At 46.9% G+C, this 14193-nt stretch carries 14 protein-coding genes; 8 read left to right on the forward strand and 6 right to left on the reverse strand.

The genetic code is table 11. The features are described from left to right. The first annotated feature begins 76 nt into the window (after nt 1-76). Together JQX68_RS04200 and JQX68_RS04205 are read left to right on the forward strand one after the other, a co-directional pair. Nucleotides 77-1207 carry a DEAD/DEAH box helicase gene (locus tag JQX68_RS04200; RefSeq protein ID WP_103031719.1) on the forward strand — a complete coding sequence of 377 codons (1131 nt, stop codon included), beginning with the start codon at nt 77-79 and terminating at the stop codon, nt 1205-1207. 69 nt (nt 1208-1276) lie between these two features. Continuing rightward, nucleotides 1277-1723: a GNAT family N-acetyltransferase gene (locus tag JQX68_RS04205; RefSeq protein WP_014663170.1), complete on the forward strand. Its 447-nt coding sequence runs from the start codon at nt 1277-1279 to the stop codon at nt 1721-1723. A 47-nt stretch (nt 1724-1770) separates the two neighbouring features. Here the strand turns inward: JQX68_RS04205 and JQX68_RS04210 are convergent, their stop codons facing one another. The 6 genes from JQX68_RS04210 to JQX68_RS04235 form a co-directional block, all read right to left on the reverse strand. After that, the gene (locus JQX68_RS04210; RefSeq protein ID WP_205440543.1) at nt 1771-2790 is read right to left on the reverse strand and encodes an NADP-dependent oxidoreductase; all 1020 of its coding nucleotides are present in this window, start codon (nt 2788-2790) and stop codon (nt 1771-1773) included. Nucleotides 2791-2894: 104 nt separating this feature from the next. Beyond that, nucleotides 2895-3695: a Fe(3+)-citrate ABC transporter ATP-binding protein YfmF gene (gene yfmF / locus JQX68_RS04215; RefSeq protein WP_205440544.1), complete on the reverse strand. Its 801-nt coding sequence runs from the start codon at nt 3693-3695 to the stop codon at nt 2895-2897. Nucleotides 3696-3707: 12 nt separating this feature from the next. After that, nucleotides 3708-4709: a Fe(3+)-citrate ABC transporter permease YfmE gene (gene yfmE, locus JQX68_RS04220; RefSeq protein ID WP_040083856.1), complete on the reverse strand. Its 1002-nt coding sequence runs from the start codon at nt 4707-4709 to the stop codon at nt 3708-3710. Continuing rightward, nucleotides 4706-5707 (reverse strand): Fe(3+) dicitrate ABC transporter permease FecD, encoded by a 1002-nt coding sequence (gene fecD / locus JQX68_RS04225; protein ID WP_040083854.1) that lies wholly within the window; start codon nt 5705-5707, stop codon nt 4706-4708. Before fecD ends, yfmE begins: the two co-directional genes overlap by 4 nt. Nucleotides 5708-5779: 72 nt before the next feature. After that, the gene (gene yfmC / locus JQX68_RS04230) at nt 5780-6727 is read right to left on the reverse strand and encodes a Fe(3+)-citrate ABC transporter substrate-binding protein YfmC (RefSeq protein WP_205440545.1); all 948 of its coding nucleotides are present in this window, start codon (nt 6725-6727) and stop codon (nt 5780-5782) included. Nucleotides 6728-6835: 108 nt separating this feature from the next. Further along, the gene (locus JQX68_RS04235; RefSeq protein ID WP_069149158.1) at nt 6836-7204 is read right to left on the reverse strand and encodes a DUF3212 family protein; all 369 of its coding nucleotides are present in this window, start codon (nt 7202-7204) and stop codon (nt 6836-6838) included. A 243-nt stretch (nt 7205-7447) separates the two neighbouring features. On the opposite strand from JQX68_RS04235, the gene JQX68_RS04240 reads away from it, so the two are divergent. From JQX68_RS04240 to JQX68_RS04265, 6 genes are all read left to right on the forward strand, one after another. Next, nucleotides 7448-7795 (forward strand): YflT domain-containing protein, encoded by a 348-nt coding sequence (locus tag JQX68_RS04240; protein ID WP_014663177.1) that lies wholly within the window; start codon nt 7448-7450, stop codon nt 7793-7795. Between the two features lie 194 nt (nt 7796-7989). Beyond that, nucleotides 7990-9252 carry a pectate lyase gene (locus JQX68_RS04245; protein ID WP_134975822.1) on the forward strand — a complete coding sequence of 421 codons (1263 nt, stop codon included), beginning with the start codon at nt 7990-7992 and terminating at the stop codon, nt 9250-9252. Nucleotides 9253-9378: 126 nt separating this feature from the next. After that, nucleotides 9379-10815, forward strand: a complete 1437-nt coding sequence (locus JQX68_RS04250; protein WP_040083848.1) for an anion permease — start codon at nt 9379-9381, stop codon at nt 10813-10815. Between the two features lie 126 nt (nt 10816-10941). After that, nucleotides 10942-12570, forward strand: coding sequence for a two-component sensor histidine kinase CitS (gene yflR / locus JQX68_RS04255; RefSeq protein ID WP_071581249.1), 1629 nt, complete (start codon nt 10942-10944; stop codon nt 12568-12570). Continuing rightward, a complete protein-coding gene (gene citT / locus JQX68_RS04260; protein WP_014663181.1) occupies nt 12542-13222 on the forward strand; it encodes a two-component response regulator CitT in 681 nt (226 codons plus the stop codon). Before yflR ends, citT begins: the two co-directional genes overlap by 29 nt. 2 nt (nt 13223-13224) lie before the next feature. Continuing rightward, on the forward strand, nt 13225-14184 hold the full coding sequence (locus tag JQX68_RS04265; protein ID WP_136655026.1) for a tripartite tricarboxylate transporter substrate binding protein: 960 nt from the start codon (nt 13225-13227) through the stop codon (nt 14182-14184). Nucleotides 14185-14193: the final 9 nt, after the last annotated feature.

Genomic DNA, 14193 nt, shown 5'->3' on the forward strand with positions numbered 1-14193 from the left:
AGAAAAAGAAAAATTGCGTTCCGGGCGAGGTTTTGAGATACTATGGAATAGATTTCAGGAATTGAGGAGAACAAAAATGACGCAAACTTGGCCATTTTTACATAATGCACAATCATTTATACAAGAGAATTGGAAGGCTTCCGGCTTTCAAAAGCCAACTCCTGTACAGGAGCAGGCTGCCCAGCTGATCATGGACGGAAAGGATGTCATCGCGGAATCGCCGACAGGCACAGGGAAGACGCTGGCGTATGCGCTGCCGGTCTTGGAGCGGATCAAGCCGGACCAGAAGCATCCGCAGGCAGTCATTTTAGCGCCTTCGCGTGAGCTGGTCATGCAGATTTTTCAAGTGATTCAGGATTGGAAAGCGGGCTCAGAGCTGCGCGCCGCTTCCTTAATCGGCGGGGCGAATGTGAAGAAGCAGGTCGAAAAGCTGAAAAAACACCCGCATATCATCGTCGGCACGCCGGGCAGGGTATTTGAACTGATTAAAGCAAAAAAACTCAAAATGCATGAAGTGAAAACGATCGTGCTTGATGAAACGGATCAGCTCGTCCTGCCGGAGCATCGCGAAACGATTAAGCAAATCATTAAGACAACATTGAGAGACCGCCAGCTTCTTTGTTTCTCAGCCACCCTCAAAAAGGAAACAGAGGATGTGCTCCGCGAATTGGCGCAAGAGCCTGAGGTGTTGAAGGTGCAGCGAAGCAAGACGGAAGCTGGGAAAGTGAAGCATCAATATCTCATTTGCGACCAGCGTGACAAAGTAAAACTGCTGCAAAAGCTGTCAAGGCTTGAAGGCATGCAGGCGCTCGTATTTGTGAGAGATATCGGCAACCTGAGCGTATATGCCGAAAAGCTGGCATATCACCACGTTGAACTCGGCGTTTTGCACAGCGAAGCGAAAAAAATGGAGCGGGCTAAAATCATTGCCGCATTCGAAGACGGAGAGTTCCCGCTTTTATTGGCGACTGACATTGCCGCACGCGGCTTAGACATAGAAAACCTGCCATACGTGATTCATGCTGATATTCCTGATGAAGATGGCTATGTACACAGATCAGGACGAACAGGCCGGGCCGGAAAAGAAGGCAACGTGCTGAGCCTTGTGACAAAATTGGAGGAATCAAAGCTGAAAAAAACGGCGAAGAAGCTTGGTGTTGAGCTGAGTGAAGCTGTGTATGCAGGCGGAAAACTGAAGACGAAATAAAAAGGAGGGCGAAAAGCCCTTCTTTTTTGTTGTAAAATACTAGAAAAGGTTTCGCTCGGAGGTGGGAAGATGGCTTCAATAGACAGGTTTCAAGCAGTGAAAGAGCCAGAGCTTAAAATCCTTGAACACTGGTTTGAAAATGAGGATACCAGGCGGAGAATGGATGGGATGCTGCCATTAGATGAGTGGTATGCACGAGTAAATAAAGATGAACACGATACCATCATCATGGCGTATGATGGGCAGCTGCCGGCAGGAATGGCCGTTATTGAGTTCGGGGAGGAGCGGACGTATATTGGATTGATCGTCAATCCTTTGTACCGGCTTCAAGGGTACGGAAAACGGATATTACAAAAGCTGCTGACCGAACCTGATTTTACTAAAGTGCGGGAATGGGTGGCATGCATCGAAGAAGACAATCGAATCAGTTTAGCCTGCTTTCAGGCAGCAGGGTTCATTTTGGAGGACACGAAACCAGATGAAGATGGTTTTCTTACGCTGATTTTTCGCAGCTGACCTCAATAAACACAAAAGGAGGGCAAAAAGCCCTCCCGTTTTCATCTTCAGCTCGGATCGCTGACCTTGATCAGCTGTTTCCCTTTATTTTCTCCCTTAAATAAGCCGAGAAACGCATCAGGAATATTTTCGAAGCCTTCTATGATGGTTTCCTCGTAATGGAGTTTACCAGCCTTCAGCCATTCGGCCAGCTGTTTTGCTCCCTCAGGAAAACGATCGGAGTAGTCGCTGACGATAAAGCCTTGCATCAGCGACTTGGTTTTAATCAGCTTTGATTGGACACGCGGGCCCATGTCATCTGCTTCGCTTTCTGCATTGTAGGAAGAAATGGCGCCGCACACCGGAATGCGGGCAAATTCATTGAGCAGATTCATGATCGCGTCTGAAATCGGTCCGCCGACATTGTCAAAATACACATCGACACCGTCAGGACATGCGTCTTGAAGCGCTTTTTGGATATCATCCGCTGTTTTGTAATTGATGGCTTCGTCAAACTGAAGCTTCTGTTTTAAATAGTCGATTTTTTCATCAGAGCCCGCGATACCGACAACTCGCGCGCCTTTGATTTTGGCAATTTGCCCGACTGTTGAACCGACGGCTCCCGCAGCTCCGGAGACAACCACGGTTTCTCCTTCCTTCGGGCGCCCGATGTCCAGCAATCCGAAGTATGCCGTTAAGCCGGTCATCCCCAAAATGCCGAGATAGGCAGAAGCGGGAGCAAGGCTTGTATCAATTTTTCGCAAGGCAGACTCGCTTACCGCGGAATATTCCTGCCAGCTGAGGTTTCCGATGACGATATCGCCTTTTTTTAGATGATTCCCGTCTGACACAACTTCAGCGATAACCCCGCCAGAGAGCGCTTCATTTAAAGCGAATGGCTCAACATATGATTTCGTATCCTGCATACGGCCGCGCATATAGGGATCAACCGATATATATAGCGTTTTGACAAGCACTTCCCCTTGCTTCGGTTCAGGAACCGGAACGGTTTCAAAGCGAAAGTCTTCATGAACAGGAACACCTTGCGGACGTCTTGCTAATTGAATTTGCTGCTGAGATGCTGTCATTTTCATCCTCCTATCACTTGGTTGACACCACTGTAACATGGACAGGAGAGGAAATACAAAAGGTAAGCTGGCAAAATAAAAAGGAGAGGATCTACCTCTCCTTTTCATTTCGCCCGTAATTTCGGACATAGTCCCGTCGGCAGGCACATTGGCTTCTGGTCGATCGGGCTTCTCATGATGCAGCATTCCAAGCCGAAGACTTCACGGAAAAATGGCTGGGTAAATACATCTTCCGGCGTTCCGGCATTATATATTTTTCCGTCCAGCACACTGATCAGATAGTCAGCATATTGAGCGGCTTGGTTTAAATCATGGAGCACCATGACAATGGTGCGGCCATGATCGCGGTTCAGCTTTTTCAGCAGCTCAAGCACTTCAATTTGATGTGAAATGTCTAAGTACGTGGTCGGCTCATCAAGCAAAAGCAAATCGGTTCCTTGGGCAAGTGCCATGGAAATCCAAGCTCTTTGTCTTTGGCCGCCTGAGAGGGCATCAAGTGTCCGATCCTTCAGTTCAATCAAACCTGTTGCTTCCAGCGCCCACTCTACCATGTCGTGATCCTCTTGCGTATGCTTGGATAACAGCTTTTTGTGAGGATGTCTGCCGAAATAGCATAATTCCTCTACCGTTAATCCTTCAGGAGCCTGAGGAGCTTGTGGAAGAATGGCCAGCTTTTTTGCGACTTCTTTTGACGGCTGGCGGTGGATGTCTTTCCCTTCTAATAGCACTGTACCGCTTTTCGGGGCCATCAGCCTGGCGAGCGATTTGAGGATTGTTGATTTACCGCAGCCATTAGCGCCGATGAGCGCAGTGATTTTTCCTTCTTCTATCTTTAAGTCGACTCCGTCAATAATCACTGTGCTGTCATATGAAAGAGTGAGCTGGTCTGCAGCCAGTTTTCCCATGGTATCCTCTCCCTACTGTTTCCTCGCTTCGAATTTCAATAAATATAAGAAATAAGGCGCGCCAATCACGGCTGTCAGTATTCCGGCAGGTATTTCAACCGGAGGCATGAGGCCGCGCCCTAGAGTATCTGCAATTAATAATATAATAGCACCAATCAATGCCGATGCAGGCAGTAAATATTTAGCTTTTTCTCCGGCAAGCCGTCTGGCAATATGCGGAGCAAGCAAGCCGATAAAACCGATTGAGCCGACGACGGCTACACAGCTTCCCGCCAGCGCAACCGCGGTGAAAATCAGGATGAATCTCAGCCGGTTTGCGTTTTCTCCGAGACCCTGCGCAAGCTCATCACCGAGTGACATAAGATCCAGCTTCGGTATGAGAATGCAGACGATCGGAAAAAGAATCAAAAGCCATGGCGCAAGCAGCTTGACTTCTTCCCAGTTTCTTCCCCAGAGGCTGCCTGTCAGCCAAATGAGTGCAGCATTCACGTCGCCCGGAAACTTGACCATCATATATTGCATTCCGGCGTGGCAGACCGCGCCTAAGGCAATGCCTGATAAAGCCAGTGAAGAGGGCTGAATGCTCTTTTTTCGGGCTATCATTAACAATAGTACAGCAATAATGGCTGCTCCGGCAAATGCGGAGAACGGAAGCACGTATACCGGCGACTCAGGAAAGATGAGAATCACAGCCATCGCCGCAAGTCCGGACCCTTTTGAAATGCCGACAACGTCCGGGGAAGCAAGCGGATTTCGGATCACGCCCTGTAAAATCGCTCCGGCAGCGGCGAGACCTGCACCGGCCAGAATCGCTAAGATAATGCGGGGAAGCCGATATTGCTGGATGATAAATTCAAAGGAATGATCCAGACCCAGCAAATTCGTCACCACCGCCTCAGGTGAAATGTATAATGCACCGATTCCGATGCTGATGACGGACAGAACGATCAAAATCACGGCCAATATGAGTATCGCCAGCAAGGGGCGTTTTTGTTTTCTGGTTGTTTTCTTCATTTCAGGTGTCGCCCTTTCCTTGCCAAATATAAGAAAAACGGCGTTCCGATAATCGCGGTGACAATGCCGACCGGTGATTCATAAGGAAATGCAATCCATCTGGCCAGAACATCTGCGTACACCAGCAAAATGGCACCGAACAGTGCCGAAAACGGAAGCACGTATTGATAATGTTCTCCGATCAGCTTGCGGACAATATGCGGGACGAGCAGCCCGACAAAGCCAATCGGCCCGGCGACGGCTACGGAAGCGCCGGAAAGGATTAAAATAATCAAACTGATCAGAATCCGGATGCCGTTCATATTTTGTCCAAGCCCTTTTGCTGTTTCGTCTCCGAGACCGAGAACAGAAATAGAACCGGAAAATACGAGAGCAAGCCCGATGCCAATGACAGAAAACGGAGCGATGGTCAAGACGTCCTGCCAGTTGCTGCCGTCGATTGCGCCTGTCATCCAGTACAGAACATCCTCACCTGACTCATTTAAAATAATGATGGCCTGTGTCATGGAGGAGAGGAACAAGTGCACGGCCATTCCTGACAGCGCCAGTTTGACAGGTGTCATGCCGCCGGATGAGGCAATCATATACACAATCGCGCCGCCTGCCGCCGCACCCGCAAAAGCGAAAAGAACAGAAGAATAGGGCGATGCCGGCAGAATGACGAGAGAAGCAACGACAAAAAGCGATGCACCCGCATTCACACCGAAAATTTGGGGTGAAGCCAGAGGGTTTCTCGTCATAGCCTGCATCAGCGCCCCTGCTACAGCTAGGCTGGCGCCGACAAAAACGCCGATTAATGTGCGGGGAAGGCGAAGAGTAGAGATGATGAGCTGTTCCTTTGAACCGTCCCATACAAAAAGATATTTCAATGAATCTATGATGCCGATGTCTGAGGCTCCTACTGAAAGATTCAGCCCAAGCCCAAATATAAAAATGATCAGTGCAATGATGAACATCATCAGTCTTGATGATGAGCGCCGTTTGGCTGAATGATACAACAGTCTCACTTCCTTACTGCGTCTGGTTGCAAAAACGAAGAAGCAAGGATTTCCCCTCGCTTCTCATTTGTCCTATTTATTATACACTTTTTTAAGCACATCTTTGGCGCTTGTTTCACTAGACTTGATGCCTCTGAATCTTGTCCAAGTGTCACGGTCCGCATCATAGACTTGTCCATTTTTCACCGCTTTGAGATTTTTCCAGAGCGGGTTCGTTTTCCACTCGTCTACAATGGTCTTGCCTTCGTTGGCTGAGATGAACAAAATATCAGGATCGATTTTGCTCAATTGCTCGAGGCTGACCTCTTGATAGGCGTTATCTGACTTCACAGCGTGTGTAAAGCCGAGCATTTTAAAGATTTCTCCATCATAGGATGATGATGTATGAAGCTGGAAGGAATCCGCTCTTGCAACGCCGAGAACGATGTTGCGGTTTTCATCTTTCGGAAGTTCGGCTTTCAGGCCGTTGATGACTTTGTTGTGCTCGGCAAGCTTTTCTTTTCCTTCATCTTCTTTATTTAATGCTTTTGCAATGGTTGTAAAGCTGTCGATTGTTTCGTCATATGTCGCTTCACGGCTTTTTAATTCAATCGTCGGGGCGATTTGTTTCAGCTGTTTATAAATGTTTTTATGGCGTTCAGCGTCAGCGATGATTAAATCAGGCTTCAATGAACTGATGACCTCAAGATTCGGTTCGCTGCGTGTGCCTACAGATGTGTAATCAATGGAGCTGCCGACAAGCTTTTTAATCATATCTTTTTTGTTGTCATCGGCGATGCCCACCGGCGTCATGCCGAGATTGTGAACGGCATCCAAGAATGAAAGCTCAAGCACAACCACCCGCTTAGGTGTGCCGCTTATTGTCGTTTTTCCTTCTTCGTCATGGATCACTCTGGAATCTTTAGACTTGCTTTCGCTGCTTCCGTTGTTATTCTGGCTTGATGAACAGCCGGATACAATGAGGCAGGCGAGCAATAAAACACTCATGATGGCAATCAACTTGTTAGAATAGGTGCGCATGTCATTCTTCCTTTTTTTAGTTTTAGTAATGAGAATCATTATCACATGTAACACTATAATAGCATGGCTTATCATGTCAATATTTTTTTAGTAAAGAAAGCCGCTTTTTCACTGCTTTCTCATAAAAGCATCATCAGATACAAATAAGTGGTATGCAGCGTTACCGTGTCTTCGAGACAAAAACGCATGGGCATTGGCTTTAGAGGTTTCGAACATCTCAGCAGTGACATAAGGGAGGAGAGTGTTGAGATAACCGGACAATTTCATTTCTATTTCGTCCGCAAGCGCAAACTCAATATCGCCGATATTCATAATAATCGAGAAAACAAAGTCGATATCGATATCAAAATGCTCCTCGGCAAAAACTGCAAGCTCGTGAATTCCTGGCGAACATCCGGCACGCTTATGGAAAATCTGTTTGACTAAATCACTTACAATCCAAGCATTGTATTGCTGTTCTGGTGAAAAATATTGCATTAGACATACCTCCTGCTCGTACGGATAAAGGCAGCAATTCATGGTCGTGTGCTCCGTGCAGCGGCTTCTCTTAGATTTTGACTTTTCTGAAAATGGGTCCCGGTCCTATCACTTTACCATGGACGGAAAATAAATAGCTACTACCATTCTTCCTGTTTTTCTCTTCAATGTTCTGGAATCTGTTTCAGGTACAGACGAACGGGTATGAAAGAAATATAGAAAACAAGAAGGAGGAATATCGAAATGAAACCAGTTGTAAAAGAGTATACAAATGACGAACAGCTCATGAAGGATGTAGAGGAATTACAGCAAATGGGTGTGGCGAAAGAGGATGTATACGTCTTAGCTCACGACGATGACAGAACGGAACGCCTGGCAGACAACACGAATGCCAACACGATCGGAGCCAAAGAAACAGGTTTGAAGCACGCGGTAGGAAATATCTTCAATAAAAAAGGAGACGAGCTCCGCAATAAAATTCACGAAATCGGTTTTTCTGAAGATGAAGCCGCTCAATTTGAAAAACGCTTAGATGAAGGAAAAGTGCTTCTCTTTGTGACAGATAATGAAAAAGTGAAAGCTTGGGCATAAAGCAGGGGAAAAAACCAAAAGGCCAATTGACGGCCTTTTGGTTTTTTTTGCGGTCTTTGCGGCGGATCTTCTGCAGAATGCCGCAATAAGATAGCGGAACATTTTCGGTTCTGGATGTCCCTCAATTTGCTATTATATTTTTGTGAGAAACTGGAATAAAATCTCACAAAACAGAAAATGGGGGTACATAGTGAATGAAAAAAGTGATGTTAGCTACGGCTCTGTTTTTAGGGTTGACTCCAGCTGGCGCGAACGCAGCTGATTTAGGCCACCAGACGTTAGGATCCAATGATGGCTGGGGCGCCTACTCAACCGGTACGACAGGCGGATCAAAAGCGTCATCTTCGAATGTATATACCGTCAGCAACAGAAACCAGCTTGTCTCGGCATTAGGGAAGGATACCAACACAACACCAAAAATCATTTATATCAAGGGAACGATTGACATGAACGTAGATGACAATCTGAAGCCGCTTGGCCTAAATGACTATAAAGATCCGGAGTACGATTTGGACAAATATTTGAAAGCCTATGATCCTAGCACGTGGGGCAAAAAAGAGCCGTCGGGCACACAAGAAGAAGCGAGAGCACGCTCTCAAAAAAACCAAAAAGCACGGGTCATGGTGGATATTCCTGCAAACACGACAATCGTCGGTTCAGGGACTAACGCCAAAGTCGTGGGCGGAAATTTCCAAATCAAGAGTGATAACGTCATTATCCGCAACATTGAATTCCAGGATGCCTATGATTATTTTCCGCAATGGGATCCGACTGACGGAAGCTCAGGGAACTGGAACTCACAATACGACAACATCACGATAAACGGCGGTACGCACATTTGGATCGATCACTGTACGTTTAACGACGGCTCGCGTCCGGACAGCACATCACCGAAATATTATGGAAGAAAATATCAGCACCATGACGGCCAAACGGATGCTTCCAACGGTGCTAACTATATTACGATGTCTTACAACTATTATCACGATCATGATAAAAGCTCCATCTTCGGATCGAGTGACAGCAAAACCTCTGATGACGGCAAATTAAAAATTACGCTGCATCATAACCGCTATAAAAATATTGTCCAGCGCGCGCCGAGAGTCCGCTTCGGGCAAGTGCACGTGTACAACAACTATTATGAAGGAAGCACAAGCTCTTCAAGTTATCCTTTCAGTTACGCGTGGGGAATCGGAAAGTCTTCTAAAATCTATGCCCAAAACAATGTCATTGACGTACCGGGACTGTCAGCTGCTAAAACGATCAGCGTATTCAGCGGGGGAACGGCTTTATATGACTCAGGCACATTGCTGAACGGCGCACAGATCAACGCATCGGCTGCAAACGGGCTGAGCTCTTCTGTCGGCTGGACGCCGTCTCTGCATGGATCGATTGATGCTTCTGCTAATGTGAAATCGAATGTTATAAATCAAGCGGGTGCGGGTAAATTAAATTAAGAAAGTGAAAAACACAAAGGGTGCTAACCTTTGTGTTTTTTAATTAATTAAAATGTTTATTAACTTAGTTAAGGAGTAGAATGGAAAAGGGGATCGGAAAACAAGTATATAGGAGGAGACCTATTTATGGCTTCAGAAAAAGACGCAGGAAAACAGTCAGCAGTAAAGCTTGTTCCATTGCTTATTACTGTCGCTGTGGGACTAATCATCTGGTTTATTCCCGCTCCGTCCGGACTTGAACCTAAAGCTTGGCATTTGTTTGCGATTTTTGTCGCGACAATTATCGGCTTTATCTCCAAGCCCTTGCCAATGGGTGCAATTGCAATTTTTGCATTGGCGGTTACTGCACTAACTGGAACACTATCCATTGAGGATACATTAAGCGGATTCGGGAATAAGACCATTTGGCTTATCGTGATCGCATTCTTTATTTCCCGGGGATTTATCAAAACCGGGCTCGGTGCGAGAATTTCGTATGTATTCGTTCAGAAATTCGGGAAAAAAACCCTTGGACTTTCTTATTCACTGCTGTTCAGTGATTTAATACTTTCACCTGCCATTCCAAGTAATACGGCGCGTGCAGGAGGCATTATATTTCCTATTATCAGATCATTATCCGAAACATTCGGATCAAGCCCGGCAAATGGAACAGAGAGAAAAATCGGTGCATTCTTATTAAAAACCGGCTTTCAGGGGAACCTGATCACATCTGCTATGTTTCTGACAGCGATGGCGGCGAACCCGCTGATTGCCAAACTGGCCCATGATGTCGCAGGGGTGGACTTAACATGGACAAGCTGGGCAATTGCCGCGATTGTACCGGGACTTGTAAGCTTAATCATCACGCCGCTTGTGATTTACAAACTGTACCCGCCGGAAATTAAAGAAACACCGGATGCAGCGAAAATCGCAACAGAAAAACTGAAAGAAATGGGACCGTTCAAAAAATCAGAACTTTCCATGGTTATTGTGTTTCTTTTAGTGCTTGTGCTGTGGATTTTTGGCGGCAGCTTCAACATCGACGCAACCACAACCGCATTGATCGGTTTGGCCGTTCTCTTATTATCACAGGTTCTGACTTGGGATGATATCAAAAAGGAACAGGGCGCTTGGGATACGCTCACTTGGTTTGCGGCGCTTGTCATGCTGGCCAACTTCCTGAATGAATTAGGCATGGTGTCTTGGTTCAGTAACGCCATGAAATCCTCAGTATCAGGATTCTCTTGGATTGTAGCATTCTTAATCCTAATTGTTGTGTATTTCTATTCACACTATTTCTTTGCGAGTGCGACAGCACACATTAGTGCGATGTATTCTGCATTTTTGGCTGTCGTCGTGGCAGCGGGCGCACCGCCGCTTTTAGCAGCGCTGAGTCTCGCGTTCTTCAGCAACCTGTTTGGATCAACGACCCACTACGGTTCTGGAGCGGCGCCGGTCTTCTTCGGAGCAGGCTATATCCCGCAAGGCAAATGGTGGTCCATCGGATTTATCCTGTCGATTGTTCATATCATCGTATGGCTTGTGATCGGCGGATTATGGTGGAAAGTACTAGGAATATGGTAGAAAGAAAAAGGCAGACGCGGTCTGCCTTTTTTTTATTTTCACTCCTTCGCAAGAAAACGGATTTTGAAAAATGAGAAAATTTCCTGTGAAAAATGGTATGATCTAGGTAGAAAGGACGGCTGGTGCTTGGTGAAAAAGCGGTTCCATTTTTCCCTGCAAACAAAAATAATGGGGCTGATTGCGGCTCTGCTGGTCTTTGTCATTGGTGTGCTGACCATTACGTTAGCCGTTCAGCATACACAGGAAGAACGGAGGCAGGCGGAGCAGCTGGCGGTTCAAACGGCGAGAACCATTTCCTATATGCCGCCGGCTAAAGAGCTCATTGAGAGAAAAGGCGGACATGCCGCTGAGACGCAAGACGTCATTGAACAAATGAAAGAACAGACTGGCGCGTATGCCATTTATATCTTGGACGAAAAAGGAGACATTCGCAGCGCCTCTGGAAAAAGCGGTCTAGAGAAGCTGGAGCGCAGCAGAGAGATTTTGTTTGGCGGCTCGCATGTTTCTGCAACAAAAGCGGATGGACGGAGAGTGATCAGAGGGAGCGCGCCGATTATGAAAGAGCAGAAGGGATACAGCCAAGTGATTGGCAGCGTGTCTGTTGATTTTCTGCAAACGGAGACAGAGCAAAGCATCAAAAAACATTTAAGAAATTTGAGCGTGATTGCCGTGCTTGTGCTGCTGCTCGGATTTGCCGGCGCCGCCGTGCTGGCCAAAAGCATCAGAAAGGATACGCTTGGGCTTGAACCGCATGAGATCGCGGCGCTATATCGTGAGAGGAACGCAATGCTTTTGGCGATTCGAGAAGGGATCATTGCCACCAATCGTGAAGGCGTCGTCACCATGATGAACGTGTCGGCGGCCGAGATGCTGAGGCTGCCCGAGCCTGTGATCCATCTTCCCATAGATGAAGTCATGCCGGGAGCCGGGCTGATGTCTGTGCTTGAACAAGGTGAAATACCGCCGAATCAGGAGGTAAGCGTCAACGATCAGGTGTTTATTATCAATACAAAAGTGATGAATCAAGGCGGGCAGGCGCATGGGATTGTCGTCAGCTTCAGGGAGAAAACAGAGCTGAAGAAGCTGATTGACACATTGACAGAGGTTCGTAAATATTCAGAGGATCTCAGAGCGCAGACTCATGAGTTTTCAAATAAGCTTTACGCGATTTTAGGGCTGCTTGAGCTTGGGGAATATGATGAAGCCATTGATTTGATTAAAGAGGAATACGCGATACAAAATGAGCAGCATGATCTTTTATTCCATAACATCCATTCGCAGCAGGTGCAGGCGATTTTGTTAGGGAAAATAAGCAAGGCATCGGAAAAGAAGGTCAAGCTGGTGATTGATGAAAACAGCTCACTCGCGCCTCTTCCTGCACATATCGGTTTGTCCCATCTTATTACGATTATCGGCAATTTAATTGATAACGCTTTCGAAGCTGTAGCGGAGCAACGCGTGAAGGAGGTTTTGTTTTTTATCACGGATATGGGCCGTGACATTGTCATCGAAGTATCAGACACAGGAACGGGTGTGCCGCCAGATAAGATGGAAGCTGTGTTTGAGAGAGGCTATTCTTCAAAGGGGATGAAGAGAGGCTACGGTCTGGCCAATGTGAAAGACTCAGTGCGTGAACTGGGCGGCTGGATCGAACTGGCGAATCAAAAAAACGGCGGGGCGGTTTTCACTGTGTTTATACCGAAGGAGAAACAAGGGGGGAATCCATTTGATTCACATCGCGATTGCGGAGGATGATTTTCGAGTTGCGCAAATCCATGAGAGATTGATTAAACAGCTTGATGGATTCAAGATTATCGGCAAAGCGGCCAACGCCAAAGAGACAATGGCGCTTTTGAAGGAACACAAGGCTGATTTGCTTCTGCTGGATATTTATATGCCGGACGAGCTTGGGACCGCATTGATTCCTGAAATACGAAGCCGATTTCCTGAAGTGGACATTATGATTATCACAGCGGCAACAGAAACCCGTCATTTGCAGGAAGCGCTAAGGGCGGGGATTGCCCACTATTTAATCAAACCCGTAACGGCTGACAAGTTCAGGCAGGTGCTGCTTCAGTATAAAGAAAAAAGAAAGTTGCTCATGTCTCAGCCGGAGGTCAGCCAGTCCATGATCGATCATATTTTTGGAAACGGTGTGAAGACATCTTTGCCGGCAGAGAATTTGCCGACTGGCATTAATTCGATTACACTGCGAAAAATTAAGGAAGCGCTTCGGACGGCGTCAGAAGGATTGACAGCGGAGGAACTCGGGGAAAAAATGGGGGCGTCACGAACAACTGCCCGCCGTTATGCCGAGTACCTTGTGTCAAAGGAAGAAGCAAGAGCCGAGCTTGAATACGGGATTATCGGCAGGCCGGAGAGAAAATATTATTTGGCGGCGAAATAGATATGAAACAATCTATAATCCTATTGATTTTTCTATTGATCTTTATGCAGGGTGATATCAGGCAGGCGGCTGCGCCGCGCCTGCCGGACGGGCCGATAGAAATTGTTGTCCCCGCTGAGCCTTCCGGCGGCTGGGATGTCACAGCGCAGGCGATTCAATCTGTTTTGAGCAAGAAGCAGATTGTGAAGGGGGATGTTCATATCGTCTATAAACCAGGCGGCGGGGGAGAGAAAGGCTGGAAATATGTCAACAACAGCAGCAAACAAACCATCAGCATGACGTCCAGCCTAATATTGAGCAATGATCTTCTCGGGCAAAGCAAATTAAAAATGTCCGATTTTACGCCGCTCGCCATTCTCTCCAAGGAATGGCAGACAGTTGCATTGCCAAAAGGATCAGCGTTAACAAACGGCAAGGATGTGCTAAATGAGATCAACATGCATCCCGGCAAGGTGAAAATCGGCTTTGCCCCGGGGTTTGGCAATGATGATCAGCTTTCGTTCGCCAGAGCGGCCGATATGTACGGTATTGACCCTTTTGACATTCAATTTTTACAGTATGACAGCAGTGAACAGCTCATTCAGGCGCTGATCAGACATGAGATAGAAGCAGCTTCCATGACCCTTTCTGAAGCGAAACCATATGAACGAAACGGTGATATCACGTTAGCCGCTGTAACATCTGATAAAAGACTTCCCGGTTTTCCAAAGGTACCGACGTGGAAGGAGCAGGGAATCCCGTTTGTTTTTTCTCATTGGAGAGGGATTTTGGGCCCGAAAAATATGTCCGAGGAAGAGATTTCTTACTGGGACCAAGCGCTCAAGAAGGTCACCTCCTCACCTGAATGGAGGCGGAAAATAAACGAACAGGACTGGGAAAGCTTTTATTTGAACAGCAGGGAAACGAAACGGTTTCTTGAACAGCAATCCGCTTTTTATCAAAGTATAATGACAGGAAATTAAGATCCCGGA

The organism is Bacillus sp. LJBS06 (assembly GCF_016924995.1).
GTDB lineage: Bacteria > Bacillota > Bacilli > Bacillales > Bacillaceae > Bacillus > Bacillus stercoris.

Coding starts and splice junctions, on each gene's coding strand:
- JQX68_RS04200 (WP_103031719.1), top strand. CDS start 77: ATGACGCAAACTTGGCCATTTTTACATAATGCACAATCATTTATACAA.
- JQX68_RS04205 (WP_014663170.1), top strand. CDS start 1,277: ATGGCTTCAATAGACAGGTTTCAAGCAGTGAAAGAGCCAGAGCTTAAA.
- JQX68_RS04210 (WP_205440543.1), bottom strand. CDS start 2,790: ATGACAGCATCTCAGCAGCAAATTCAATTAGCAAGACGTCCGCAAGGT.
- yfmF (WP_205440544.1), bottom strand. CDS start 3,695: ATGGGAAAACTGGCTGCAGACCAGCTCACTCTTTCATATGACAGCACA.
- yfmE (WP_040083856.1), bottom strand. CDS start 4,709: ATGAAGAAAACAACCAGAAAACAAAAACGCCCCTTGCTGGCGATACTC.
- yfmC (WP_205440545.1), bottom strand. CDS start 6,727: ATGCGCACCTATTCTAACAAGTTGATTGCCATCATGAGTGTTTTATTG.
- JQX68_RS04235 (WP_069149158.1), bottom strand. CDS start 7,204: ATGCAATATTTTTCACCAGAACAGCAATACAATGCTTGGATTGTAAGT.
- JQX68_RS04240 (WP_014663177.1), top strand. CDS start 7,448: ATGAAACCAGTTGTAAAAGAGTATACAAATGACGAACAGCTCATGAAG.
- JQX68_RS04245 (WP_134975822.1), top strand. CDS start 7,990: ATGAAAAAAGTGATGTTAGCTACGGCTCTGTTTTTAGGGTTGACTCCA.
- JQX68_RS04250 (WP_040083848.1), top strand. CDS start 9,379: ATGGCTTCAGAAAAAGACGCAGGAAAACAGTCAGCAGTAAAGCTTGTT.
- JQX68_RS04265 (WP_136655026.1), top strand. CDS start 13,225: ATGAAACAATCTATAATCCTATTGATTTTTCTATTGATCTTTATGCAG.